This window comes from Paraburkholderia sp. SIMBA_053 (assembly GCF_046534895.1).
Lineage (GTDB): Bacteria > Pseudomonadota > Gammaproteobacteria > Burkholderiales > Burkholderiaceae > Paraburkholderia > Paraburkholderia caledonica.
Genome location: NZ_JAWRXU010000006.1, coordinates 199,899 through 224,225, shown reverse-complemented (window position 1 = coordinate 224,225; position 24,327 = coordinate 199,899). Strand labels below are relative to the sequence as shown.

The window sequence follows — 24,327 nt, the reverse complement described above, 5'->3', positions numbered from 1 at the left end:
GAAGCTTATTCGAACCATTAACGGTTTAACCCGCTAAAAGCTTGAGGCCGGGTTCCTCAATGAACGCTTTACATAGCGGAAACCCGCATGGGCTGGAGTTCTCCGGCCCGCCATGCAAGCCGGAAACGGTCGCTGTTGGATAAACGCTATTAGTGTTCATCCCACTTCCTCAAAAAAGTCCCACAAATTAATTTGATAGCCTACACTTGCGCGCAAGTACGGGTCGCCGCCTGCCACAAACAGTCCGGCGAACGTACTGGCCAAGTGCATGAACGATGCAACCGGCGTGGTCGTCCACGGGACTGAGCGACACGTGTAGGGGAAGCGGGGGCACAGGGCGATTACGTTGTTTTTGGGACCGAAACTGGAGACTTACATGAACATCAAGATTCAAAAGCTGTTGCCGATCAGCGCTGCGGCGATGCTGTTCGCGACGTTGGCAACATCGGCTGCGGCTGACACGGTCGTCAAGATCGGTCACGTTGCACCGTTGACTGGCGGTATCGCTCACCTGGGGAAAGACAACGAAAACGGCGCTCGCCTCGCGGTTGAAGAAATCAACGCGAAGGGCCTGACGATTGGCGGCCAGAAAATCACGCTGCAACTCGACGCACAAGACGACGCAGCCGACCCGCGTACTGCTACGCAGGTCGCGCAGAAGCTGGTCGACGATAAAGTCGTCGCAGTGGTCGGCCACCTGAACTCGGGCACGTCGATTCCGGCTTCGAAGATCTACAGCGATGCAGGCATCGTGCAGATCTCGCCGTCGGCAACGAACCCGGCCTACACGCAACAAGGTTTCAAGACGACGTACCGCGTCGTCGCAACCGATGCGCAACAAGGTCCGGCACTGGCTAACTACGCAGCCAAGGGTCTGAAAGTGAAGAGCGTCGCGATCGTCGACGACTCGACCGCTTATGGCCAGGGTCTCGCGAACGAATTCGAAAAGACCGCAAAGTCGCTGGGTCTGAACGTGATGTCGCATGACGCGACGAACGACAAGGCTGTGGACTTCCGCGCAATTCTGACGAAGATCAAGGGTGAGAATCCTGACGCCATCATGTACGGCGGCATGGACGCAACCGGCGGCCCTTTCGCGAAGCAAGCCAAGCAGCTCGGCCTGCGTGCGAAGGTGCTGGCAGGCGACGGCGTGTGTACCGACAAGCTGTCCGATCTGGCCGGCGACGCAACCGACAACATCGTCTGCTCGGAAGCCGGTATGGCGCTCGAGAAGATGGAAGGCGGCCCGGCGTTCCAGGCAAAGTATCTGAAGCGTTTTGGCCAGCCGATCCAGATTTACGCTCCGTTCACGTATGATGCGGTGTACATCATCGTCGACGCAATGAAGCGCGCTGGCTCGACCGATCCGGCGAAGATCCTGGCTGCAATGCCGAACACCGACTACAAGGGTGTGATCGGCCAGACGACCTTCGATTCGAAGGGCGACCTGAAGCACGGCGTGATCTCGCTGTACAACTACAAGTCGGGCAAGAAGACGCTGCTCGACGTGGTGAAGATGTAAGAGCGCATGTACGCGGGCAGCTTGCGCTGCCCGTGAACGCATGATTAAAAAAGGCACGCGTACCGTCAGGTCGCGTGCCTTTTTCTTTGATGCCGCGCGTTGTTGCTAGATTTTCAGGCGTCGCAGTACTTTCGGGCCCGCGAACGCAATCAACGCACAACACACGGCGACAACGGAAAGCCCGATCGACAGATTGGTCACCTGCGCGACTGCACCGATCACCACTGGCCCGAACAGCAGCCCGAAATACGCGAGCCCGGCGACGTGCGCGAGGCCTTCGGCTGCGTGAATGCCCTTTACGCTCGCTGCGGCCGCGAACAGCACCGGCATCATATTGGCCAAGCCGAGGCCCATCAACGTGAAGCCGACTAGCGCGGCGACCGGCGTCGGCAGCAGGAGCGCGCCGATCATTCCCGCGAGCGCGAGCGTTGCGCTGCCCATGACGAGTTGCGGAGCGCCGAAGCGTGCGCGCACGGCGTCGCCGGCAAAACGGGCCGCCGCCATGCCGCCGGAAAACGCGGCATACGCAGCGCTCGCGAGCGCGGGCGTGGCGAGGACGACGTCGCGCATATAGACGGTCGCCCAGTCGTACATTGCGCCTTCTGCGATCAGCGCGACGAGCGCCATGGTGCCGAGCGCCCACAACGCCGGCGAGCGCCAACGATTGGCGCGCGGCGTCGCGGAATCCGGATGATCGTCGTGCGGTACATGCGGCAACACTGCCGGACACGCGGCGATCAGCACCAGTGCGCTGACGGTGGCCGCCAACGCCAGATGCACGGCCGGCGCCATGCCGTGCGCGAGCAGCGCGCCGCCCGCCGCCGCACCGAACATCCCGCCGACGCTGAACATACCGTGCAACGACGACATGATCGGCTTGCCCAACGCTTTCTCAACGGCGCTGGCCTCTGCGTTCATGGCGACATCGAGAGTGGCCATGCCCGCGCCGAAGGTTGCCAGCACGATCAGCAAAAGCCAGTAATACGGCACCACCAGGATCAATGCGGCGCAGACCGCCATCACGAGGCCGCCGGTCAGGCAGGCGCGGCGTGTGCCGACACGCGCGATCCACGACGCATTGGCGGCCATCGCGCCGATCGAGCCACCGGCGACGGCGAGAAGCGCCAGCGACAGCAATGCTGGACTAAGCTGGAAACGGTCGCGCACGGTTGGCACGTGCACACCCCATGACCCGTACACCATCCCGGCGATGAAAAACACTGCCATGGTCGCAATGCGGGCTCGCTGACGAACTGTGTAGGACAGGTCTCGGTGAGCGGCGGGGATGGCGGCGAAGTCGGGAGAGCGGTCGGACACGGAAGTCTCGTGGAGAAAGATGCTGGGAGAAAGCGCACTGAAAGCGAATTTCCGATTCTAACCAGGCACGCTGTCTTATGCTTGAAGCGCTCAAGACCATGAAAGCTTGCGTCTGGAGGCGATCGACGCCGACTGCAAGCGCTGGCGCCGGCCCTAGGCGATAGCTCAGGCGTCCCCCGTGCAACTGCGCTTTCGGGGTCTCAGGCGAGCAGAGATCATTCAACAAGGAAAGCAATTGAACATTCCCGCACAAGCGCCATTGCACCTGCTGCATACCTCCGCCGTCGGTACCCTCGCGACGCACGCTCGCCAGCCGGAAGGTTTCCCTTATCCCTCCGTGCTGCCATTCGCGCCAGACGCGCGCCACCGGCCTACGATTCTGGTGAGTCGGCTCGCGGAGCATACGCACAACCTGCATGCGGACCCGCGGGCCGGCTTTCTCGTTGTCGACGCGCCCGACGGCGACGTACTCAATGGGCAGCGCGTCACGTTGCTGGGGACGTTTGAACCGGTCGATCCGGCGCCGGAACTCGTCGCGCGCTATCTGCGCTATCACCCTGACGCGGAGCGCTACCTCGTTCTCGGCGACTTTACGTTCTGGACCATGACGCTCGACCGCCTGCGCTATATCGGCGGGTTCGGTGCGATGGGGTGGCTTGGCGGCGACGAACTGGACCCGCTGCCCGCGCTGGAATCCGATCAGGAAGAGGCTCTCATAGGTGAATTCACCGATGCGTTTTTAAACCGATCCGGTTATCAGCTCATCGGCGTGGACCGGTATGGCGCTGATTTAAGAAAAGACGGGCTTCGCAAACGTTTTCCATTCGACAGCGGAATGCCAGATCGGGAAACCTTGCACGCGGCGCTAGAAGATTGCATGAGGCGACAAACAGATTAGGCGTTTATTGCCGATTGCCAAAGACCTTATCCCAGAAAAGACGGCGGAAAAGTTCTATCGCAATATGTTACGTGGTCTCATATCAAAGCTTTCATGAAATGACATGTTTGGCCGTTGAAACGTATCTTAATTTTCATCTGCTGATAATTAATCCCATAATTACCGACACGACAAGGCCTTCCGCTGCAAATTGCGGACATAGCCAAATGAAAGGGAACACGGGGACACGGCGCCTAACGGAAAGTTTTTGAAACGAACAAGTATTAGTTTCACGCCGATGCATTTGTAGTCTTTCTATTTTGTGTTAATCTCGCGTTCAAATTCCGAGGCATGAACACCTTCAAAGGGCAAGCTGGCTTAAGACTGGCAGTCGTTAATTCAAACCACAAGGGAACCTATGTCTTCCTACAAGGAACTACTCGCGCAGCGAGAGAAGCTTGAAAAGCAGATCGAAGAGGCTAAGTCGCGCGAATACGCGGAAGTGCTGAACGAAATCAAACAGAAAATGGCCGACTACGGCATCTCGCTCAGCGAACTGGGCGGCGGTCGCGCACCTAAAGGCGCCAAAGCCGCGCGTCCGCGCGCTGGCGTTGCACCGAAATATCGTGACCCGGAATCCGGCAGCACGTGGTCCGGACGCGGCAAACCGCCGCGGTGGATTGCCGGTCTCGATCGTGAGAAGTTTCTGATTCAAAAGTAATTCCCTCGGAATTACTCAGATGTAAATGGCTGCCCCATTAAATGTAATACGAATACGAGCCGGACGCCTAAGCGCTGCTGCCTCGTCATGAAAGGTCGCGTGCTGTTCAGAACGCGACCTTTTCATTGTCGCGTCTAAGTCGCCCAAAAAATCGCCGTACGTGGTGCTTCGCGTAATTGGAATGCGAATAGTTTTCGTTTTCATAAGCGGCTGATTTTTATGGATGTTTTTCGAGTCAGTGCAGTTTAAGAAGGCCCGGCGGGTAGAATGTAGGCATTGAACTCCTGCTTTCTTCAAGATGCCCTCCGCCGCCGTTGAGTCCGCCGAGAAACACCGCGTCGCGCGCAAAAGTACGTTTGTCAGTATTGCGCTGAATGCCGTATTGATGGCGCTGCAAATCGCCATCGGCGTGTTCGCGCACTCACAGGCACTCGTGGCCGACGGCATCCATTCTCTTGCCGATCTGATTTCAGATTTTGTCGTGCTGTTCGCCAATCGGCACAGCGGCGCAAAGCCGGATGCGGATCACAATTACGGGCATAGCCGTTACGAAACGGTCGCTTCGTTATTTCTTGGCGCGCTGCTCATTGCAGTCGGCGTCGGCATGTTGTGGCGTGCCGGCACTCGCCTGGCCGATCTCGACAACATTCCGGCCGTTCATCTGAGCGCTCTGTTCGTGGCAGTGCTCGTGCTCTTTTCCAAAGAAGGCCTGTTCCGCTACATGCTGCGCGAGGCGCAGCGCGTGCGCTCGGCCATGCTGATTGCGAACGCGTGGCATGCGCGCTCGGACGCGGCATCGTCGCTGGTGGTTGCGCTCGGCATTCTCGGCAGTCTCGCCGGCGTGCGGCTGCTCGATCCCATCGCTGCCGCAATCGTCGGTTTCATGGTGGCGCGCATGGGCTGGATGTTCGGGTGGGACGCGCTGCAGGATCTGTCGGACCGCGCGCTGGACGAAGCCGCCACTGCCGACATGCGCGCACTGTTGCTGTCGACGCCGGGCGTGCGCGACGTCCACGAACTACGAACGCGAAAAATGGGCGACTTCGCGCTAGTCGACGCACATATTCTGGTCGATCCGCTGATCTCGGTGTCCGAAGGGCATTACATCGCCGAAAGTGCACGCCTGCGTGTGTTGAGCGACAACCGTGTGCTCGACGCGCTGATCCACGTTGATCCCGAGAACGATGCGGTCGCGCATCCGCCGGTCGGGTTGCCTTCGCGCGAGCGGATCGTTGCCGACGTGAACGCGGCATTGGCGACGGTCGGCCTCAAGGCCGCGGCGGTCAACATTCATTATCTGAGCACCGGGCTCGACGTCGAAGTCGTACTGCCCGCGCGATCCTTGCGCCATGACAACGGCGAAAGCATGGGGGCGCTTGAACGTGTCGACCTCGCCGCGCTCAAGCGCCGCCTTGGCGCGCGCAAGCTCGATTTACTGCGCGAAGTCGACACACCGTCGGCGCAAAGCGGTTCGTCGACGCAGGCCGGCGCGGGTGCGGATCGTCACAAGAGCACGGTCCCGCACGGCACCAGCTAAGGCGCGAGAGGATGCAACTCGACGCGACGCGTCGAACGCCGCTGCAACCCTCGTTGAACGAGCCACCGCACGCAGCCGCACCGGTTTGTGCTGCAACTAAACTGCCCGCGGCTATCCAACACAGCGAACCTCAGCGCACGTCCGCGCATATCACAGCGGTAGTTGCGTATCGAATTTGATTTCGCGCAGCACGACGCTCGTGCGTACTTGAGCAACCGCTGGAATCTTGAAGATGCGTTCGTGAAGGAACGTGTCGTACGCCTTGATGTCCGGGGCGACGATCTTGAGGATGTAATCGGACTCGCCGGTGGTGCTGTAGCACTCGGTCACTTCCGGGCAAGTGGCGATTTCCCGCTCGAACTGTTCGACGCCGCCTTCGGTATGACGCGTGAGGTGAATGTGCGCGAGCGCGCACACGTGCAGTCCCAGCTTCTCGCGATCCAGCAGCGCCGTGTAGCGCTGGATCACGCCCGATTGCTCCATGTCCTTGATGCGCCGCCAGCAAGGCGTGCTCGACAGACCGACCTGGTCGGATATTTCTTGCACCGAGCGGCGTGCATCTAGCTGCAAAAGGCGCAGGATTTTTTGAGAGAACGTATCGAGTGTCAACTGCGCCTCCGTTGGCGTCGCCGTATCACCGCATGGTAGAGGGCGCGAAAACGAAACGCAATGCAAAACGGCCTGAGCGAGGGAGATTACCTAATTTGCCGGTTCCTCAGCGGGATTTTGTCCTGACGCGTCCCCTTCTACGCCGGCCGCCGAGGCTGCGGCCTGCATTGCGCGCAGATCCTTCAGCATGTTGCAGAAAAGCGCGCCCTGCTCGATAGCGTCGTCGAGCGCCACATGGGTATGCGGATGTTCGTCGAACCAGTGTTTCGGAAAGCGCGGCTTGATGTTCTTGCGATACGGCAAGCCGGTCATTGCGAACGCGAGTGTCTTGATGTCGAGCGCCGACCACGAGAACGGGCAACGGCCGACAAAGCGCATCATGTACCAGAACATGTAGGTGAAGTCGAAGCCGGCCGGCATCGCGACGAACACCGGTTTGCCGGGCAGCGCCTCGACCCAGTCGACATACGCCGCGAGCGCCGCCTCCGGACGTTGCAAGTCCTTCCGGCACGCTGCCCAGGCTTCCGGCTGCGTCTTCCACCACGCTTCTTGCACGGGATGCGGCGCGGCGCCTTCGAGCAACTCCAGATTCGCGGAGAAAGTGGCGATGAGTTGCTTGTCTTCCGTATAGGCCGCCGACGCGAAGCTCAGCATCGAATGCGGACCGGGAATCGGGCCGTCCGCTTCGACGTCGGTGCTGACATAGATTTCGCTGCTCATGCGACGACTCCGTCGGCAACATAGGGATTGCTACGCCGCTCCGCGCCGAAGGTCGACGTCGGACCGTGGCCCGGGACAAAGGTGACGTCGTCGCCGAGCGGCCAGAGCTTTTCGCGAATCGAGCGCACCAGATCCGCATGATTGCCGCGCGGAAAATCCGTGCGGCCGATCGAACCCGCGAACAGCACGTCGCCGACCAGCGCTAGCCGATGCGCGCGGCTAAAGAACACCACGTGGCCGGGCGTATGCCCGGGGCAGTGATAGACCTCGAGCGTCTCGTCGCCGAATTGCACGGTGTCGCCATTGTCGAGCCAACGATCGGGCTCGAATGCATCGGCTGCCGGAAAGCCGAACCGCGTGCTTTGATCGGGCAGTTTGTCGAGCCAGAAGCGTTCGTCGGGATGCGGGCCTTCGATCGGCACTCCGTAATGCGTGGCGAGTGTCTTCGCCCCTGCGCAGTGGTCGATGTGACCGTGCGTCAGGAAGACTTTCTCGACGCTCACGTTCTGGCGCGCGATCTCAGCCTGAATGACGTCCAGATCGCCGCCCGGATCGACGACGGCCGCGCGCCCGGTTGCCTCACAAACGAGCAACGAGCTGTTTTGCTGGAACGGCGTGACGGGGATCAAAGTGACTTTCATGAATGACGGCGCCGCGGGGAAAACGTTGATTGTACCGGCGTCTCGACCCGCCGCGCCGACGTTCGCCGGCGCCCGCGAATGCTTGCGGCGCAGCGTTTTGTCTGCTCATTCTTGCAGCAATGGTGAAGATTCATCAAGGTTTTCAGTCGCTTAGCAACACAGCATTCTGTTTTGGGTATAATGGAGCCCATGCACGAGGAATCGTGCTGCCACAAGGCGATGCGTCCCTATCACAAATAGGAGCGCGGATCGCCACTCAAGTATGGGCTGTCGCGGTTTTGGACGGCCATCAGGTATCGAGCTTTCGATGCACACGTCTTGCCCAGCCAGGCGCCACGCGCCTGCTATGACTCTTACGGTCGTGACGCTGGGTGGGGCCTACGCCGCCGTTCCTGCACGCTGAGTCTTGCGCGCAAGAACGTGTTTGCCACGTTCGATGGCGGCATGTGGGGTCTGGTCAGGCTGCCGGGGACAGGTTGCGCCAGACGTGAAAATTAACCGTGCGGTAGCGGCTGAATGAGCCGCATCCGGGCTTTGACGTTCTGCGCTCGTCTGCGCGGCGCGTTGTCGTCCTTTGCCGCCGGAGTCGCAGGCAACACGCTCAACTACGCGTGATGCGGCTCGACAATTTGATTGCACGTCTTATGAAAACTCGGTTATCCCGTAGTCTGGGGACACTTTTTGCCTTTTTTGTGCTGGCCGGTTGCGCCACGCCGCCGGGCGCCGACAACAGTGTCGCAAGCGCCGTGCCGCTCCGCACAAAGAACGCGCAAGCTGCGTCATTCGGACCGCAAGCCTACGGCAGCGCGCCGGCGTCCGCCGATGCTGCCGCGCAAGGGCCATCGCTGGCCGATGCGAAGCCTCTTTCGGATGACAGTACCGGTGCTTCGGACTTTCATCAGACCGGACGCGCCTCTTGGTACGGCCGCGGCTTTCATGGCCGCCGCACCGCCAATGGCGAGCGTTACGACATGCACGCGCTGACCGCCGCGCATCGCACGTTGCCGCTCGGTTCGTATGTGCGAGTGACGAATCCCGCCACTTCGCGTTCCGTCGTTGTCCGGATCAACGACCGCGGCCCGTACGCGCGCGGCCGTGTGATCGATCTGTCGATGGCGGCAGCGAATGTTCTTGATATGCGCCACGCGGGCACCGCGCGCGTGAAGATCGAAGGTGTGACGCAGGACGAAGCGCGCCAGGCGCGTGACGAAACGCTGGCGTCCGATTCGGGTCCCATCGCGCAGAAGTAATAGGCGCACGGCGCTGTTTGCGTCGGTCGGTATGGCGAACTACGTCCGCCTGCAGAAAAAAGAAGGGCCGCTCATGTATATGGGCGGCCCTTTTTGTTTGATCTTTGCTGCTGCGTGTCAGGCGCTGCCGTTTCTCTCAATCGTCTTCTTTCTTGAGCGCCAGTGCGCGCGTGTACAGCGCGTTGCGCGACGCGCCGGTGATCGACGCCGCGATCCTGGCCGCGCTGCTCACCGTCAACTCCTCCAGCAACATCTCGAGCAACGCGTCGTGATCGTGCTCGCCGGCCGTTTCCTGCTGCGCGCCTTCGACCACCAGTACGAACTCACCGCGTTGGCGGTTTGGATCGGCGGCGAGCCACGTTGGCGCTTCGGCCAGGGTGCCGCAATGCAAGGCTTCGTGTAACTTCGTCAGTTCTCGCGCGATGAGCAGCTTGCGCTCGCCGCCCCACGCATCGGCCAAAGCCTGCACCGTTTCTACGATGCGGTGCGGCGCTTCGTAGAAGACCATTGCGTGCGGATGCTGCGCGAGCGTTTGCAGCGCGGCGGCGCGGGCTTTAGGTTTCGGCGGAAGGAAGCCGAGGAACGAGAACGTCGAGACCCAATCCCCCGCCGCGCTCAGCGCAGTGGCAAGTGCACTCGCGCCCGGCAGCGGAATCACCGCGAAGCCCGCTTCGCGAGCTGCATCGACGAGCTTTGCGCCCGGATCGGAGATTCCAGGTGTGCCCGCGTCGGACACATAGGCCACGCGCTCGCCTGCTTGCAAATGCTCGACGATGCGTTGCGCGGCGGCTCGCTCGTTATGTTGATGAACCGCGATGAGCGGCTTCGAGATGCCATAGCGCGCGAGCAACTGACCGGTGTTGCGCGTGTCTTCCGCGGCGATGCGGTCTACGAGTCCGAGCACATGCAGCGCGCGCAGCGTGATGTCGGCGACGTTGCCAATCGGCGTGGCCACCACATACAGCGCGGCGGCGGGGTACTGCTGTCCTTGCGCGAGTTCAGAGAGAGGAGTCATGAGGCAGAAAACGCAAACGGACGGAATGAGGCCGTCATTGTGCCACGCAGCGCCGCGCGTTCCGGCCGCCGAGAGGAATGCCGACGCGACGACGAAGAAGCCGAACGCAAGCGTCGCCATAACGAACAACTTTTCCGGACAGGCGGGGTCCAAACTCGTCGGCGCGGCGTTCGAGTTGCGTGCGCAGGAGTTTTTGCAGCGTCAGCGTTTGCGGTTCGTGGCGCGCAATGTGTGCTGCCGCGGCGGGGAAATCGATCTCGTGATGCGCGAGCGCGATGGCGCGCTTGTATTCGTCGAAGTTCGTGCGCGCGCGCAACGCAAGTATGGCGGCGCGGCTGCGAGCATCGGTTGGCAGAAGCGGCAACGAATCGTGCGCGCAGCGCAGCACTATCTTGCGACTCAGCGTTCGGATTCGCGGGATCAGCCTGCTTGCCGCTTTGACGTGATTGCGTTCGAAGCGGGGCGCCTCGTCTGGTTACGCGATGCTTTCCGCGCCGACGAAGTGTGACGCAATTGCGCGGAGAACATGGGTTAGTGCGATAAACTTGCGCTCGCGTGCGAGCTACGGGGCGAAATGGTGAGATTTCAGCGTGCTTCACAGCGCATTTTGCGAGGTGTCGAAACGCACACGGTTCGTTGCGCTTAAAGTTCAGTGGAGCGCTATTGCTTGCAGCAAGACTTCATTCATACAACTTCACAACACGGCCGCATGTCGCGGCTTATTCGCGGTAGAAGATAGAGACTCGATGTCAGTCGAACGCATTCAACAACACTTCCGCGATAGCGCGGCAGTCAAACTCGAAGCTTTGGAAACCTTGTCGATGCCGATTGCCGCAGCAATCGACACGATGTTTGCCGCGCTTGCCAATGGCAACCGTATTCTTGCGTGCGGCAATGGCGGTTCCGCGGCGGACGCGCAGCATTTTGCCGCTGAACTGATTGGCCGCTTTGAACGCGAGCGGCCTGGCTTGCCGGCCGTCGCACTTAGTACCGATACGTCGGTGCTCACCGCCATCGCTAACGATTATTCGTTCGAACAGATTTACTCGAAGCAGGTGTGGGCGTTGGGTCAGCCGGGCGATGTCCTGCTCGCGATCAGCACGTCGGGCAATTCCGCGAATGTGATTGCTGCAATCGAAGCCGCGCACGAGCGCGAGATGATTGTTGTCGCGTTGAGTGGAAAGGGCGGCGGACGCATGCAGGAAGTATTGAGCGATACCGACATCCACGTGTGCGTGCCGTCAGAACGCACCGCGCGCATCCAGGAAGTGCACTTGCTGACCATCCATTGTCTATGCGACGGCATCGATGCCATGTTGCTGGGCGAAGACTGAGATTGATCCGAAGGAGAGCTAGTTGATGAGCGTATTCCGCGTCAAGAAGACACTGGTGAGAACCGTGCTGGTGGTTGGGTTTGCGGCGGGGTTGTCCGCGACGTTGCAGGGTTGTTTTCTCGCCGTTGCGGGCGCGGCGGGCGGCGGCGCGTTGATGGCGACCGACCGGCGCACAATCGGCGCGCAGACCGAGGACCGCGAAATCCAGGTGAAGGCGCTTTCGCAGATCAGTCAGAATCTGCCGGATTCGGCGCACGTCAACGTGACGGTGTTCAACCGCCGCGTGCTGCTGACCGGCGAAGTGGCAGGGGATGCGTCCAAGCAGCGCGCCGAGAGTATCGTGCGTGGTTTGAACAACGTGAATACGATCGTCAACGAACTCACGATCATGCCGGCGAGTTCATTCTCCTCGCGCACGAATGACACGTATCTTGAGACGCGCGTGAAAACCGCGCTGATCGCCGAGAAGGACATCTCGGCGAACGATTTCAAGGTCGTCGCCGAGCGTGGTTCCGTGTATCTGATGGGCCTCGTCACGATGGACGAAGGCAATCGCGGCGCGGACGTCGCCAGCCGGGTGCCGGGCGTTACGCAGGTCGTGAAGGTCTTCCAGTACATCCAGCCGCAAGAGGCAGCGGCGGCAAATGCGGCTGCGGCGACAGCGCCTGTTGCCGCGTCGCAGCCGGACGCTGCCGCGGCGACGGTTGGAACGATTCCTGACTCGTCGGTTAGCGCGAGGCCGCTCGAGCAGCAGGCGCCGGCACCGGTCACGAACTCGAACGCGGTGCATCCTGGCAATCCTAAGGCGCCGCAATGAAGCTCGGGGTTGTTGGCGTTGTTATCGCTTCTTTGATGTTCGGGGCGGCGAGCTTGTTTGTATCGACGGCCTACGCTGCCGATATGCCGAGCGGCCAGCGGGTCGCTAACGCCAATGCCTGCATGGGATGCCATGCGGTGGATCGCAAACTAGTCGGTCCGTCGTTCCAGCAGATCGCCGCCAGATACAAAGGCGACGCCCAGGCTCCCGCAAAGTTGGCGCGCAAGGTGAAGGACGGTGGCTCGGGTGTGTGGGGCATGATTCCGATGCCCGCGCATCAGTCGATGAGCGATGCGGATATTCGCGCGGTGGTCGATTGGGTGCTTGCTGGGGCACCTTCCAAGTGAGTTTTTGCCGGGTTGGTGGCTTGGCAAAACGGAAAATGCCTGTGCTAGAATAATTTGCACGTTGGGGGGGTAGCTCAGCTGGGAGAGCGTCGCGTTCGCAATGCGAAGGTCGGGAGTTCGATCCTCCTCCTCTCCACCAACCAGATTCCAAGCAACACCACAAGCTTCAAAACAAGAAACCCCGGCAGTTCAACCTGCCGGGGTTTTTTAATTTCCCATCAAACGCTTCCCGCCAACCCACCAAATCAAAACTGATCCCACCTCGCATCTTCGCCGACGGAGACAACGGGCACCGTTCCATCCCTAACCGGCTTTCGGATCGCCGCCAACGCGCCCACCCGCGGCGCCGCCGCAACAACTGCACGCCCCGTAACAACCGCATTCTCTCGACCACCAGAATCCACCGCAGCCCCGGCAGCCAAAGCAGCCCCCGCAGCCCCAGCACCCCCACCCCCCACCCCCTCCAAAACCCGAAAAAACCCCACAACCTCATTCAACTGCTCTCCCTGCTCCTCCATCGACCGCGAAGCCGCCGCCGCCTCTTCCACTAACGCCGCATTCTGCTGCGTGACGTTGTCCATCTGCGTGATCGCTAGGTTCACCTGCTCGATGCCGCGGCTCTGTTCGCTCGATGCCGCCGCGATCTCCGACATGATGTCAGTGACGCGCGCCACCGCCTCCGTCACCTCGCTCATCGTCTTGCCCGCTTCGCCGGCGAGCGACGAGCCGTCGCGGATCTTGTCCACCGAATTGGCAATCAGATCCTTGATCTCCTTGGCCGCGCTCGACGAGCGCTGAGCCAGGCTTCTCACCTCGCTCGCAACCACCGCGAAGCCGCGTCCCTGTTCGCCCGCACGCGCCGCTTCGACGGCCGCGTTCAGCGCAAGAATGTTTGTCTGAAATGCAATTCCTTCGATGATGCCGGTGATGTCCGCGATCCTCGTCGAGCTGTCGCTGATGTCCTGCATCGTGCTCACCACCTGGCCCACCACCGCGCTGCCTTTTTGCGCAACACTCGACGCGTTCGCGGCCAGCGTGCTGCCTTGCTGCGCGTTATCGGCGTTCTGCTTCACCGTCGACGTAAGTTGCTCCATGCTTGACGCCGTCTCCTGCAGTGACGCCGCCTGCTCTTCCGTGCGCTGGCTCAGGTCCATATTGCCCGCGGCGATCTCGCGCGCCGCGTGCGCAATGCTCGTGCTGGCATCGCGCACGCGTCCGACGATCGTCGTCAGGCGTTCGTTCATCTCGCGCAATGCGCCGAGCAGCTTGCTGGTTTCATCCTTGCCGTCGACGTTAATGCGCGTGCGCAAGTCGCCTTGCGACACGGTCCGCGCGACGCCGATTGCAAGATTCAACGGACCGCTCACCGCGCGCGTGAGTACCACGCATGCGCCCACCGCGAGCGCGATCGCGAGCAGGGAAATCGTGATGAGCAAGTTGCGCTGGTGCTCGTAGTGCGCCGCATAGCCGGTGATCATCTCCTCCTGCCGCGAATGCGCGTAGTCCGCATACGCATCGGTCGCACGGATCAGCGCCGCTAGCAGAGGGCGGCATTGATCGTCCATCCTGGCGATCGCCTCGTCGCGTTTATTGGCGAGCGCGAGACCGACAATCTCGGTCGCGACGGGCGCGTAAGCCGTCTCCACGCGGTCCATCTCGGCCACGAGGCTGCGCGCTTTGTCGCTCGCGTCGGAGGCCTTCACCATCTCGTTCAGCTTCTTCAGGTTCGCCGATACATCTTCGTGGGCACGCGCCACCAACGCTTTCTCAATGTCGAAATCCTCGGGCTTCACGACAAGCACGAGGTTACGGGCAGCGATCGCCCGACGGTCGACGGCTGTTCTCACTTGCACGGCCATCTCGGCGCGCGCGTTGATGCCGCGCACGAAGCTGGAGAACCCTTCGGTCGAATCGCTCAGCGACTTGAGGGAAAGCCCCGCAACCACGACGACAATCAGGGACAACGTGCCGAAGCCGGCAATTAGCTTCGCTTTAATACTGAACTGGTTCAAGGCGGCCATATATTGTTGCTTCTCCAAGGACGAAACGTAGGCGTTTCGTGATGGACTCTCAGGTCCGGACATGGGAGCGTCTATGTGACCGTCGTACTCCCCGACGGTCCTGCGCAGTGTTGCCGTCGCGTGCAAGCACGAAACCGGCATCCCATTTACTGGTTATCGGGCCGCGCAGAGCGGACTTGAGGAGGGCGGGGTAATCCATTACGGACTTCTCATGAAATTCGCATAGAACCTAGCGTCGGGTCCGCCGCGTAAGCGATTCACAAGCGCCTCCGCAAGCGCCTCATAAACGCGCACTAGGCACTAAAAACCCGTCTTTTCGATCCTTTGGGTAAGGATGACCTCTGTTACGCTACGGGTTCGCCATACGCGATTCCCTATGGACGCGTCTCTTCCTCCTTTCGCGCGTGAGACCGCGCATGCCCAAACCGAACTCAATGGTCACGCGTCGTCCGAACAACATCATTGCGATTAGTGGCGTGCTGGCCAGCGCGATCCTCGCCATTGCAGTGTGGGTGCTGGCGCAGATGCACGACGACGCATTGCGGCGCGCGCAAGATTCCGTGTTCAACGTCTCGCTGCTGGTGGAGCGCGACGTGTCGCGCAATCTGGAGATCTACGACCTGTCGATACGCACGGTGATCGAAGGGCTCAAGCAGCCACGCGTGCTTGAACTGGAGCCTTCGCTGCGGCAAATGGTGTTGTTCGACGGTTCGGCATCCGCGAAAGACATGGGCTCGATTCTCGTGATCGACGAAACCGGCTATATCAAGTTCGATTCGCAGTCCGTTACGCCGCGCCATGTCTATCTCGCCGACCGCGACTACTTCAAGGTGCATCGCGATTCGCCCAACGTGGGTCTGTATGTGAGTCACCCGTTCATGCCGCGCGCAACGGGCACTGACATGAGCATCGGCTTGAGCCGGCGTATTTCGCGGCCGGACGGCAGCTTCGGCGGCGTGGTGGTCGGCACCATGCGGCTGAAATATTTCCGCAGCCTCTTCAACGGGATGAATCTCGGCGCCGGCGGTTCGATGGCTCTCATGCTAAGCGACGGCACGATGCTGATGCGGCGTCCGTACGATCCAAAGACGATCGGCATCAATCTGACGGGTACCTCCAACTATTCGCGCTTCGCCGCGCAGCCGAGCGGCGACTTCTTCGGCACCGCGGCAATCGACGGCGTCGAACGCTGGTACGCGTTTCGCCATATCGACATGTATCCGCTGATTCTCGATGTCGCGCTGTCCACGCGCGACATCTACGTCGGCTGGCGGCGGCGGGCATGGATCATCGGCTCGCTGATCGGCGCGCTCGATCTCACGCTGATCGCGCTTGCCGTGCTGTTCGCGCAGCAGATGCGGCGCCGTCTTCTCGCCGAAGAAGAGTTGCACAGGCTCGCGCGAACGGATGGTCTCACGGGCATGGACAACCGCCGCACCTTCGAGGAAGCCGCGGAGAAGGAGTGGCGTCGCGCGCAGCGCAACGACGGATCGCTCGCCATGCTGTTGATCGACGTCGATAGTTTCAAGGGCTTCAACGACCTGTACGGGCACTCGGCCGGCGACGACGCGCTGATCGCCGTAGCTCGCTGCATCACGCACGAGGTACGGCGTCCCGGCGACACGGCGGCGCGCTACGGCGGCGAAGAGTTCGCCGTTCTGCTGCCGGACACCGACGAAGCGGGCGCCCTCTGCATTGCAGAGAAAATCCGCGCAGCGGTCCAGGCACTCGCGCTCGGGCATGTCGCGAGCTCGCATCATGTGTTGACGATCAGTATTGGCGTAGCCACTACGCAAGGCGAGGCGTTCACGACGAGTCGCGCGCTGGTCAACGCGGCCGATCAGGCTTTGTATGCAGCCAAAGACGGCGGCCGCAACCGCGTCGTGTCGCACCCAACTGTAGGAACCTGCGCGTCGGCAACGAGCCGCGCTTTCACGGTGGTGGCCGGCCATTGAGTTCCTACCAATATTATCCGGGTAATATGTTGCTTTCTAATTTAACCCGGATATAATTCGACAACTTCCCAACCGGAGTTTGTCGTGACCACGCATCGCCCCACCAGCACTACCAGCACCACTTGCACGGCCTTCGAGGGCCATCGCTTCATCGCCTCGGGTGAGTTGCCCGCAGTCGCGATTGCCGTCAAGGGAGTAGTCGAGCGAGGCGAGCGAGCGCCCATTCTCGTTTTCGACGACGCCACGGCCGCCCCGGTCGAATTCGATCTGCGCGGTACTGCCGAAGAAATCGTCGCGCGCCTAGTTCGCGAGTCGTCCGCTGCTCATCCGCACAACGATGCAAGCAACCATGCAAACAGCAACGCAAGCAACGAAGACGCCGAGCCCGACACACCACGCGGTCGCGGACGCCCCAAGCTGGGCGTCGTCGCGCGCGAAGTCACCTTGTTGCCGCGTCATTGGGACTGGCTGAACGCGCAGCCGGGCGGGGCGTCGGTCGCGTTGCGCAAGCTCGTGGAGACGGCGCGCGGAACTGGCGAGCAGCGCGAGCGCAAACGTGCGGCGCAAGAAGCGGCGTATCGGTTCATGACGGCGGTAGCCGGCAACCTGCCGGATTACGAGGACGCCACTCGCGCGCTCTATGCAGGCGATCAACCACGCTTCGAAAAGAAAATCGCCGGATGGCCCGAAGACGTCCGCGCCTACGCATTGCGGCTCGCCGGCAACGCGTTCGAACCGCCAATGTGACTCGCATCAAACGCGGCGCACAGGCGAAAAAAAACCGCTCACACTCGTTCGAGCGTGAGCGGAAAAGTCGGAGAGTTACAACAACATCGCATGCGCTACATGAGGTCCACGCAGCAGGAGAAGTCTAAGAGGCGAATGAACACGCTTCTATCGGACGAATCTCAAACGCACGCATGTGTGTTCATCACGGTTCCGTCTGCCAGGCATTCCTTACATTATCCTGTCCCGCTTATTCCAGGCATTTATCGCTTCAGGTCCACGCCGTCAGCGCCGTAAAAGGAAGGTGAGCGCTGCCGCGCCTCCACGTCCTGCATGCATGACTCATCGCAACGAGTCGCCGCATGCTTGCGACGGAGCAGCAGCGGGCATTCCGTTGTGACTTCCGAAGGATGTTCAAATGAAGTGGTTCGACCGCATGACCGTGTTCAGGAAACTGCTGCTGGCCTTTGCCGTTGTGATTGGATTTTGCGTGGTGATTGGCGGCACTTCGCTGAAAACGCTGTCGTCGATGCATGACATCACCGATGCGATCTGCGACAAATACATGGACGGCCTTTACTGGCTGGAAGAGGCGAACCGCCACAAGATCGACGCCGACCTCGCCGCCGCAAATCTCGGCTACGTGAAAGACGATGCGGGGCGCCAGAAGCTGAAGGACAGCATCGTCGGCTCGCTCAAGCTGATGCATCAGGGCTACGATCAATACCGCGCGACTATCGTCACCGCAAAAGGCCGCCAGATGTTCGACGACGTGCTGGGCAAGTCGGCGGAGTGGGAAGCTATCGTGCATCAGCAGGTCGGCCTCGCGCCGATTCCTGCCGGCGTCGACAACGACGAACTCGTGCGCCGCGCGATTGCGTCGAGCGAGGCATTGCGCGATCGCATCACGGCGTTGATCGACTATCGCCGTCAGCAAGGCAACGACGCGCAGGCGGAAGCAGCCAGCGAATATCAGCGCATGCGCGTTGCGATGGTCGCGCTGGTGCTGGGTGCGATCGCCGCGGGCGGCCTGCTTGCTGCAATGATCGCGCGGCGCCTGTCGCGTCAGTTGGGCGGCGAGCCGGACTACGCGATGCAACTCGCCAATCGTATCGCCGACGGCGATCTCAGCGTGCGCGTCGAGACCCGCGCCGGCGACACGCACAGCATGCTCTACGCGCTGCGCAACATGCGTGAGCGGCTCGCCACGATCGTGTCGGGCATCAGCGAATCGAGTGAATCCATTCTGACCGCGTCAGGCGAGATTGCACAAGGCAACACCGACCTCTCGCAGCGCACTGAAGAACAGGCTGCAGCCTTGCAGCAAACGGCGTCGAGCATGCAGCAACTAACTTCGACGGTGAAGCAGAACGCCGAAAACGCGCAGCAGGCGGGCGGCGTCGCGCAAGGTGCATCCGAAGTGGCCGCGCGCAGCAGCGGTCTTGTGGACGATGTCGTGGAAACGATGCGCGAACTGGCGGCCGGCTCCAAACGCATGACCGATATCATCGCGGTGATCGAAGGCATCGCGTTTCAGACCAACATTCTGGCGCTCAACGCAGCGGTCGAAGCGGCACGCGCCGGCGAACAGGGGCGCGGCTTCGCGGTCGTCGCGGGCGAAGTGCGCTCGCTCGCCCAGCGCAGCGCGGTGTCGGCGAAAGAGATCAAGGAACTGATCGAAAGCTCGACGGCACGCGTGGGCAGCGGCGCGGAACTCGCAGAGCGGGCCGGCCAGACGATGGCTGAAGTGACTCAGGCGATCAAACGCGTGACGGACCTGATGGGCGAGATTTCGTCGGCGTCGCAGGAGCAAAGCACGGACATCGAGGGCGTGAACCGCGCCGTCGCACAAATGGACGACGTGACCCAGCAGAACGCCGCACTCGTCGAGCAGGCCGCGGCAGCGGCCTCGTCGATGGCGGATCAGGCGAGACAACTGCAGCAAGCGGTGACTGTGTTTTCGCTCGAAGCGACGCGGGGGTGACCGGATTCACGTCATCGCGCGCTGTGCCGTTTCAACCGACTGCACGCCATCTTGTTCACGCTTGCCACCTCCAATGGCACTCCGTACACTCGCGCGTAATTCCCGCACGGCGTTTGTTTTTTGCGCCGTCGTCATGAAAAACGCCGACTAGAGGAGAACCCCCGCGATGGCCGATTCCTATTTCCCCCGCTGGCGCGCACAGCCAGACGCCGTCGAGGGGCGCATCGTCGGCACCGACGAGCGTCTCGCGTGGCCGCAGATGTTCGCGATGGGCATTCAGCACGTCGTCGCCATGTTCGGCTCGACGGTGCTCGCGCCGTTGCTGATGGGCTTCGATCCGAACCTCTGCATCTTCATGTCGGGCATCGGCACGCTGTTGTTCTTCGTGCTGGTCGGAGGCCGCGTACCGAGCTATCTCGGTTCGAGCTTTGCGTTCATCGGTCTCGTGATTGCAGTCACGGGCTACGGTGGCCACGGGCCGAATATGAACATTCCGCTCGCGCTGGGCGGCATCATCGCGTGCGGCGTGGTGTACGCGATCATCGGGCTGATCGTGTCGGCGGTCGGCACGCGCTGGATCGAAACGCTGATGCCGCCGGTCGTGACCGGTGCGATCGTCTGCGTGATCGGTCTGAATCTCGCACCTATCGCGGTGCGCGGCGTGAGCGGCAGCAACTTCGATTCGTGGATGGCGCTGGTCACCGTGCTGTGCGTCGGCGCCGTTGCCGTGTTTGGGCGCGGCATGTTGCAGCGTCTGCTGATTCTGGTCGGCTTGCTGATGGCGTATGTGATCTACGCAATCGTGACGAACGGCCTCGGCATGGGCAAGCCCATCGACTTTTCGATCGTGGCCAACGCTGCGTGGTTCGGTATGCCGCACTTCACGGCGCCTGTGTTCGATATGCGGGCCATGACGTTGCTCGCGCCGATCGCGGTGATTCTCGTCGCTGAAAACCTTGGCCATATCAAGGCGGTAAGTGCAATGACGGGGCAGAACCTCGACCGCTATATCGGCCGCGCATTTCTCGGCGACGGGCTCGCGACAGTCGTCTCGGGTTTCGCCGGCGGCACGGGCGTGACGACGTACGCTGAAAACATCGGCGTCATGGCGGTGACCAAAATCTATTCGACGCTGGTGTTCGTCATTGCCGCGCTGATTGCGCTGGTGCTGGGCTTTTCGCCGAAGTTCGGCGCGGTCATCCAGACCATTCCGGGTCCCGTGCTCGGCGGCGTTTCGATTGTGGTGTTCGGTCTTATCGCGGTGACGGGCGCGCGCATCTGGGTCGTCAACAAAGTCGACTTCTCGGACAACCGCAATCTGATCGTGGCAGCTGTCACGCTGGTACTCGGCGCAGGCGACTTCTCGCTGAAGCTTGGCGGCTTCGGTCTTGGCGGCATCGGCACCGCGACTTTCGGCGCGATCATTCTTTACGCGCTGCTCAGAAGGAAGTCGGCGGAAGGCCCGGTCGCCTGACGGTTTTCGCGGCGGCGCGCGTACCTTCAGGCGAGGGACGCCGCCGCAACTCGTGCAGTAGCCGGCTCACTTCCTGCGCGCGGTCAGCGCCGTCTCCGACAGATCCACTTCGCGCATGAGCTTGTTGAACGTCTCGTCGTTGATCGCCTGACTGCTGCGCAAGCTGAGAAGCACCTGACGCTCCGCGCGCATCGCCGAGAGCTTCATGCGAAATTCCAATGCGTCGGCGCGCCGTGCCATCTCGCGCGGTTCCCGCTCCTCGCCAAGTGCGGCGAGCCTGCGACGATAAATGTCCATCACGCGCGCGGTGACATCGGCCGCATATGCCGAGGCGGATTCGTCGAGGTTCGCGCACTCCTTGTCATGCACGTCGTCAACGGCACGAATGGCGGCTTGCGCGGCCATCACACGTGCAAGCGCTTCTTCCGCAGCATGTGGGTCTTTACCGCGACGCCATCCGCGCAATAGCAGCGGTAACGCGAAGACAGCGACGAGCAGCGACAACAGGATCACGCCCGATGCGATGAATATCGCGAGGTCACGCCCCGGCAACGGTGCGCCGTCCGGCAGCATCTCCGGCAGCGACAACACGCCTGCCAATGTCACGGCGCCGCGCACGCCCGCGACCGTCGTGACCCCCACCGTGCGCAATCCCGGCACCGCGTTCGCGACGCCCTGGCGCGCCGCGCCGCGGCTCGCGAACCAGCGCAGCAACCAGACCCACACAAAGCGCATCGTGTAGAGCGCCGCTGCAACGGCCGCGATGTAGCCGATCAGGAGCCCGACTTGCGCGTTGCTCGTTTCATGCGCATCGAGCAGCGCGCGTCCGAGGATGTGCGGGAACTGAAGCCCCAGCAGAATGAACACCATCCCGTTGAAGACGAACTCGATCATGGTCCACGTACTGCTCGCGCGCACTCGCGATGCCACCGGCCCGGACGTCGCAAGCGTCGTGTAGTTCATCATCATGCCGGCCGCGACCGCTGCGAGAATTCCCGACAGTTCAAGGCGTTCTGCGATCAGGTATGCGGCGAATGGAATCAGCAACGTCATGATGACGCCGGGCGCAGGGTCGCCTTCTTCGGCGAGATTCAGAAAGCGCACCGCGATAAAGCTGAAGAGCCAGCTCACCGCTGCGCCCGTCGCGAGACCGCCCGCCGCGATGATCACGAAGCTGATCGACGCGTCGCGCAATGAAAAGACACCGGTGAGCGCAGCGGCAATCGCAAACTTCAGCGCGACGAGGCCGGAGGCGTCGTTCATCAACGCCTCACCTTCCAGGATGTGCATCAGCCTGCCTGGAATTTTGCCCTTGCCCGCGATGCCGGAGAGTGCGACCGCATCGGTCGGCGACAACACGGCGGCAAGTGCGAACGCGACGGGCAGCGACATCGACGGTACCAGCGCATGCACGAAGTAGCCGACGGCGAGCACCGTCATGAACACAAGGCCGAGCGCGAGCATCAGGATCGAGCGGCGCGCCATGAAAAATTCGCGCTTCGGAATGCGCCAACCGTCCGCGAACAGCAGCGGCGGAATGAACAGCATCATGAAGATTTCCGGATCGAACGTGACGTGCAATCCGAGCTTCGGCCAGGCGAGCATCGCGCCGATTGCGATCTGAACCAGCGGCAACGGCAATGGCGCGAGGCGGGTCACGACACCCGACCCGGCCACGGCAAGCAGAAGAATCAATACGGTGAAGACAATTTCCATCGGTACGAGACTTGGGAAGATAACGGAGAGGCGGACAAAGGTTTGTGCGCCGGCGCGTCGCACCTCGCAAGGCCGGCGCGCAAGCGGCATATGGCGCGTCGGCGTGCGCCGCGCGGCGCAGCGCGAGCGCCAGATGTAGACCGCGAGTTTAGCTTGTGAGTTTGACCTGCGCAGCGTGACCGCGCCGCGCGGCGTGCTTAGCGATCCACGAGGGTCGCCTGGCGCTCCGCAAGATCAGCTGATCGTCGCTGCACGCTAAAGGTGCGTCCGCGCCCTGCCGTGGCGCACGTGCCATACCGCCGGTGCAATCTTTCACGCGAGTTACATGGCTATGTGCGCGAACGCGCGCATGGAGCTTGCTTAAGCCATATCGATGACGCACATTTTGGAGCAATGGCGCCGTGGGTTGTTCGCACCCGCGTTCGACCGGCCCGGCTCTCGCGTGAGAGGATTGCATGACGATTGCGCAACAGGAAAGGACGGCCAGCGCGCGCCACGGTTTCGACGTCGAAATGACGTCCGGCCTGGAGCGCTTCTCGGTGCAGCACGGCGAGCTGACGCTCACGAGCGTGTTTCAACCCATCTTCAGTCTGTCGCATATGCGGGCGGTCGGCTATGAAGGCTTGCTGCGCGCGCACGACATGCTCGACCGGCCGGTTTCGCCGCTCGACGTATTCGGCGAGGCGGCGCGCGTGGGCGATGTGTTGCAGCTGGACCGTCTCGCGCAGACGCTGCATCTGGAAAACTTCAAGGTGCTAGGCGCCGAACGCGAGTGGCTGTTCCTCAACGTGCACCCCGGCGCGCTCACCGATCCGTATCTGTCCGCTGCATTACTCGCTACGCTCAAGCGCCTCGGCTTGTCTCCAAGGCGCATCGTGCTCGAAGTGCTCGAGCAGCGCGCTGAAGATCTGGAGCGTCTCGCGGATGCCGTGCGCCAGTTCCGCGAGCGCGGCTTCCTGATCGCACTCGACGATTTCGGCGCGGGACATTCGAACGTCGAGCGCATCTGGCAATTGAATCCGGACATTGTGAAGCTCGATCGCATCATGCTGTCGCACGCGGCGCATCGGGCCGACATGGGAACGATTCTGCCGGGCCTCGTCGCGTTGCTGCATGAAGCGGGCAAGCTCGTGCTTGTCGAAGGCGTGGAAACGGAACACGAGGCGCAAATGGCGCTTGCCTGCAACGCCGACTTCGTTCAAGGGTTTTTCTTTGGACGCCCGAACCCGGGGGCGGCCGACGCAACGCACGCGGCGACCTGCATCGGCGAGCTAACCGAACGTTATCGCGATCAGACGGAAGCACACGAGCGCCGCACCGCGAGCCGCCTCGCTCCCTATCTGCGCGCATTCGAACGCGCGGCTGAGCGGCTTGCTGCCGGCGAGCCGCTCGAAGAAGTGTGCTGGAATTTTCTCGCGCTCGATCACGCCGCGCGCTGCTTTCTGCTCGACGCGAAAGGGCGGCAGGCGGGGCGCAACGTCGTGCTGCGGGCCGATCGCGCGGCGCATGAAACGCGCTTCCTGCCGCTTGCCGATGCGCAAGGGGCGAACTGGCTGCGTCGTCCGTACTTTCGCGATGCAATCAACTCGCCCGAGCGCGTGCATGTGACGCGTCCGTATCTGTCGATCAACGAAGCGTTGCCATGCGTGACGTTGTCGGTGGCGACGCGCGTCGGGGCGCAGACTTGCGTGCTGTGCGGCGACATCGACTGGATCGACGAATAGCGCTTCTGCGATGATGTCGT

21 protein-coding genes and 1 tRNA gene are annotated in these 24,327 nt (G+C 61.8%); 15 read left to right on the top strand and 7 right to left on the bottom strand.

Annotated features, from left to right (window positions below; genetic code table 11):
- The first annotated feature begins 376 nt into the window (after nt 1-376).
- Nucleotides 377-1,522, top strand: a complete 1,146-nt coding sequence (locus tag SB753_RS20480) for a branched-chain amino acid ABC transporter substrate-binding protein (RefSeq protein WP_020067198.1) — start codon at nt 377-379, stop codon at nt 1,520-1,522.
- A 105-nt stretch (nt 1,523-1,627) separates the two neighbouring features.
- On the opposite strand, the gene SB753_RS20475 is transcribed toward SB753_RS20480, so the two are convergent.
- Nucleotides 1,628-2,839, bottom strand: a complete 1,212-nt coding sequence (locus SB753_RS20475) for an MFS transporter (RefSeq protein ID WP_027804492.1) — start codon at nt 2,837-2,839, stop codon at nt 1,628-1,630.
- A 235-nt stretch (nt 2,840-3,074) separates the two neighbouring features.
- Here SB753_RS20475 and SB753_RS20470 point away from each other — a divergent pair, with 235 nt between their 5' ends.
- From SB753_RS20470 to SB753_RS20460, 3 genes are all read left to right on the top strand, one after another.
- The gene (locus SB753_RS20470) at nt 3,075-3,737 is read left to right on the top strand and encodes a HugZ family protein (protein WP_408419662.1); all 663 of its coding nucleotides are present in this window, start codon (nt 3,075-3,077) and stop codon (nt 3,735-3,737) included.
- Nucleotides 3,738-4,134: 397 nt separating this feature from the next.
- Nucleotides 4,135-4,437 carry an H-NS family nucleoid-associated regulatory protein gene (locus SB753_RS20465; RefSeq protein ID WP_020067195.1) on the top strand — a complete coding sequence of 101 codons (303 nt, stop codon included), beginning with the start codon at nt 4,135-4,137 and terminating at the stop codon, nt 4,435-4,437.
- A gap of 298 nt (nt 4,438-4,735) precedes the next feature.
- Nucleotides 4,736-5,974 (top strand): cation diffusion facilitator family transporter, encoded by a 1,239-nt coding sequence (locus SB753_RS20460; protein WP_408484614.1) that lies wholly within the window; start codon nt 4,736-4,738, stop codon nt 5,972-5,974.
- A 150-nt stretch (nt 5,975-6,124) separates the two neighbouring features.
- Here SB753_RS20460 and SB753_RS20455 read toward each other — a convergent pair whose 3' ends face one another.
- The 3 genes from SB753_RS20455 to SB753_RS20445 all read right to left on the bottom strand — a co-directional run bounded on the left by SB753_RS20455 (nt 6,125) and on the right by SB753_RS20445 (nt 7,944).
- On the bottom strand, nt 6,125-6,583 hold the full coding sequence (locus SB753_RS20455) for an Lrp/AsnC family transcriptional regulator (protein WP_006050474.1): 459 nt from the start codon (nt 6,581-6,583) through the stop codon (nt 6,125-6,127).
- A gap of 90 nt (nt 6,584-6,673) precedes the next feature.
- Nucleotides 6,674-7,303: an exonuclease gene (locus SB753_RS20450; protein ID WP_288826991.1), complete on the bottom strand. Its 630-nt coding sequence runs from the start codon at nt 7,301-7,303 to the stop codon at nt 6,674-6,676.
- A complete protein-coding gene (locus SB753_RS20445; protein WP_027776755.1) occupies nt 7,300-7,944 on the bottom strand; it encodes an MBL fold metallo-hydrolase in 645 nt (214 codons plus the stop codon). Before SB753_RS20445 ends, SB753_RS20450 begins: the two co-directional genes overlap by 4 nt.
- A gap of 644 nt (nt 7,945-8,588) precedes the next feature.
- On the opposite strand from SB753_RS20445, the gene SB753_RS20440 reads away from it, so the two are divergent.
- Entirely contained in the window at nt 8,589-9,194 is a 606-nt protein-coding gene (locus tag SB753_RS20440; protein WP_408484610.1) for a septal ring lytic transglycosylase RlpA family protein, read from the top strand.
- Nucleotides 9,195-9,330: 136 nt separating this feature from the next.
- On the opposite strand, the gene rsmI is transcribed toward SB753_RS20440, so the two are convergent.
- On the bottom strand, nt 9,331-10,209 hold the full coding sequence (rsmI, locus tag SB753_RS20435; protein ID WP_020067189.1) for a 16S rRNA (cytidine(1402)-2'-O)-methyltransferase: 879 nt from the start codon (nt 10,207-10,209) through the stop codon (nt 9,331-9,333).
- On the opposite strand from rsmI, the gene SB753_RS20430 reads away from it, so the two are divergent.
- The 5 genes from SB753_RS20430 to SB753_RS20410 all read left to right on the top strand — a co-directional run bounded on the left by SB753_RS20430 (nt 10,208) and on the right by SB753_RS20410 (nt 12,846).
- Nucleotides 10,208-10,717, top strand: coding sequence for a YraN family protein (locus tag SB753_RS20430; RefSeq protein WP_410801543.1), 510 nt, complete (start codon nt 10,208-10,210; stop codon nt 10,715-10,717). The genes rsmI and SB753_RS20430 overlap by 2 nt on opposite strands.
- A 238-nt stretch (nt 10,718-10,955) precedes the next feature.
- Nucleotides 10,956-11,543 (top strand): phosphoheptose isomerase, encoded by a 588-nt coding sequence (locus SB753_RS20425; RefSeq protein WP_392392753.1) that lies wholly within the window; start codon nt 10,956-10,958, stop codon nt 11,541-11,543.
- A gap of 25 nt (nt 11,544-11,568) precedes the next feature.
- A complete protein-coding gene (locus SB753_RS20420; protein ID WP_087751703.1) occupies nt 11,569-12,360 on the top strand; it encodes a BON domain-containing protein in 792 nt (263 codons plus the stop codon).
- Nucleotides 12,357-12,707 (top strand): c-type cytochrome, encoded by a 351-nt coding sequence (locus tag SB753_RS20415; protein ID WP_088176127.1) that lies wholly within the window; start codon nt 12,357-12,359, stop codon nt 12,705-12,707. The genes SB753_RS20420 and SB753_RS20415 overlap by 4 nt, the downstream gene beginning before the upstream one ends.
- Nucleotides 12,708-12,770: 63 nt before the next feature.
- A tRNA-Ala gene (locus SB753_RS20410) sits at nt 12,771-12,846 on the top strand.
- A 106-nt stretch (nt 12,847-12,952) separates the two neighbouring features.
- Here SB753_RS20410 and SB753_RS20405 read toward each other — a convergent pair.
- Nucleotides 12,953-14,728: a methyl-accepting chemotaxis protein gene (locus SB753_RS20405; protein ID WP_410801541.1), complete on the bottom strand. Its 1,776-nt coding sequence runs from the start codon at nt 14,726-14,728 to the stop codon at nt 12,953-12,955.
- Between the two features lie 416 nt (nt 14,729-15,144).
- On the opposite strand from SB753_RS20405, the gene SB753_RS20400 reads away from it, so the two are divergent.
- From SB753_RS20400 to SB753_RS20385, 4 genes are all read left to right on the top strand, one after another.
- A complete protein-coding gene (locus tag SB753_RS20400; protein ID WP_410801539.1) occupies nt 15,145-16,683 on the top strand; it encodes a diguanylate cyclase in 1,539 nt (512 codons plus the stop codon).
- Between the two features lie 84 nt (nt 16,684-16,767).
- Nucleotides 16,768-17,430: a DUF2239 family protein gene (locus SB753_RS20395; protein ID WP_410801537.1), complete on the top strand. Its 663-nt coding sequence runs from the start codon at nt 16,768-16,770 to the stop codon at nt 17,428-17,430.
- A 397-nt stretch (nt 17,431-17,827) separates the two neighbouring features.
- Nucleotides 17,828-19,393: a methyl-accepting chemotaxis protein gene (locus SB753_RS20390; protein ID WP_410801535.1), complete on the top strand. Its 1,566-nt coding sequence runs from the start codon at nt 17,828-17,830 to the stop codon at nt 19,391-19,393.
- Between the two features lie 166 nt (nt 19,394-19,559).
- Nucleotides 19,560-20,867 (top strand): solute carrier family 23 protein, encoded by a 1,308-nt coding sequence (locus tag SB753_RS20385; protein WP_410801533.1) that lies wholly within the window; start codon nt 19,560-19,562, stop codon nt 20,865-20,867.
- Nucleotides 20,868-20,933: 66 nt separating this feature from the next.
- Here SB753_RS20385 and SB753_RS20380 read toward each other — a convergent pair whose 3' ends face one another.
- Entirely contained in the window at nt 20,934-22,583 is a 1,650-nt protein-coding gene (locus SB753_RS20380) for a Na+/H+ antiporter (protein WP_410801531.1), read from the bottom strand.
- A gap of 455 nt (nt 22,584-23,038) precedes the next feature.
- Between SB753_RS20380 and SB753_RS20375 the strand changes: the two genes are divergently transcribed.
- Entirely contained in the window at nt 23,039-24,307 is a 1,269-nt protein-coding gene (locus SB753_RS20375) for an EAL domain-containing protein (RefSeq protein ID WP_020067163.1), read from the top strand.
- Nucleotides 24,308-24,327: the final 20 nt, after the last annotated feature.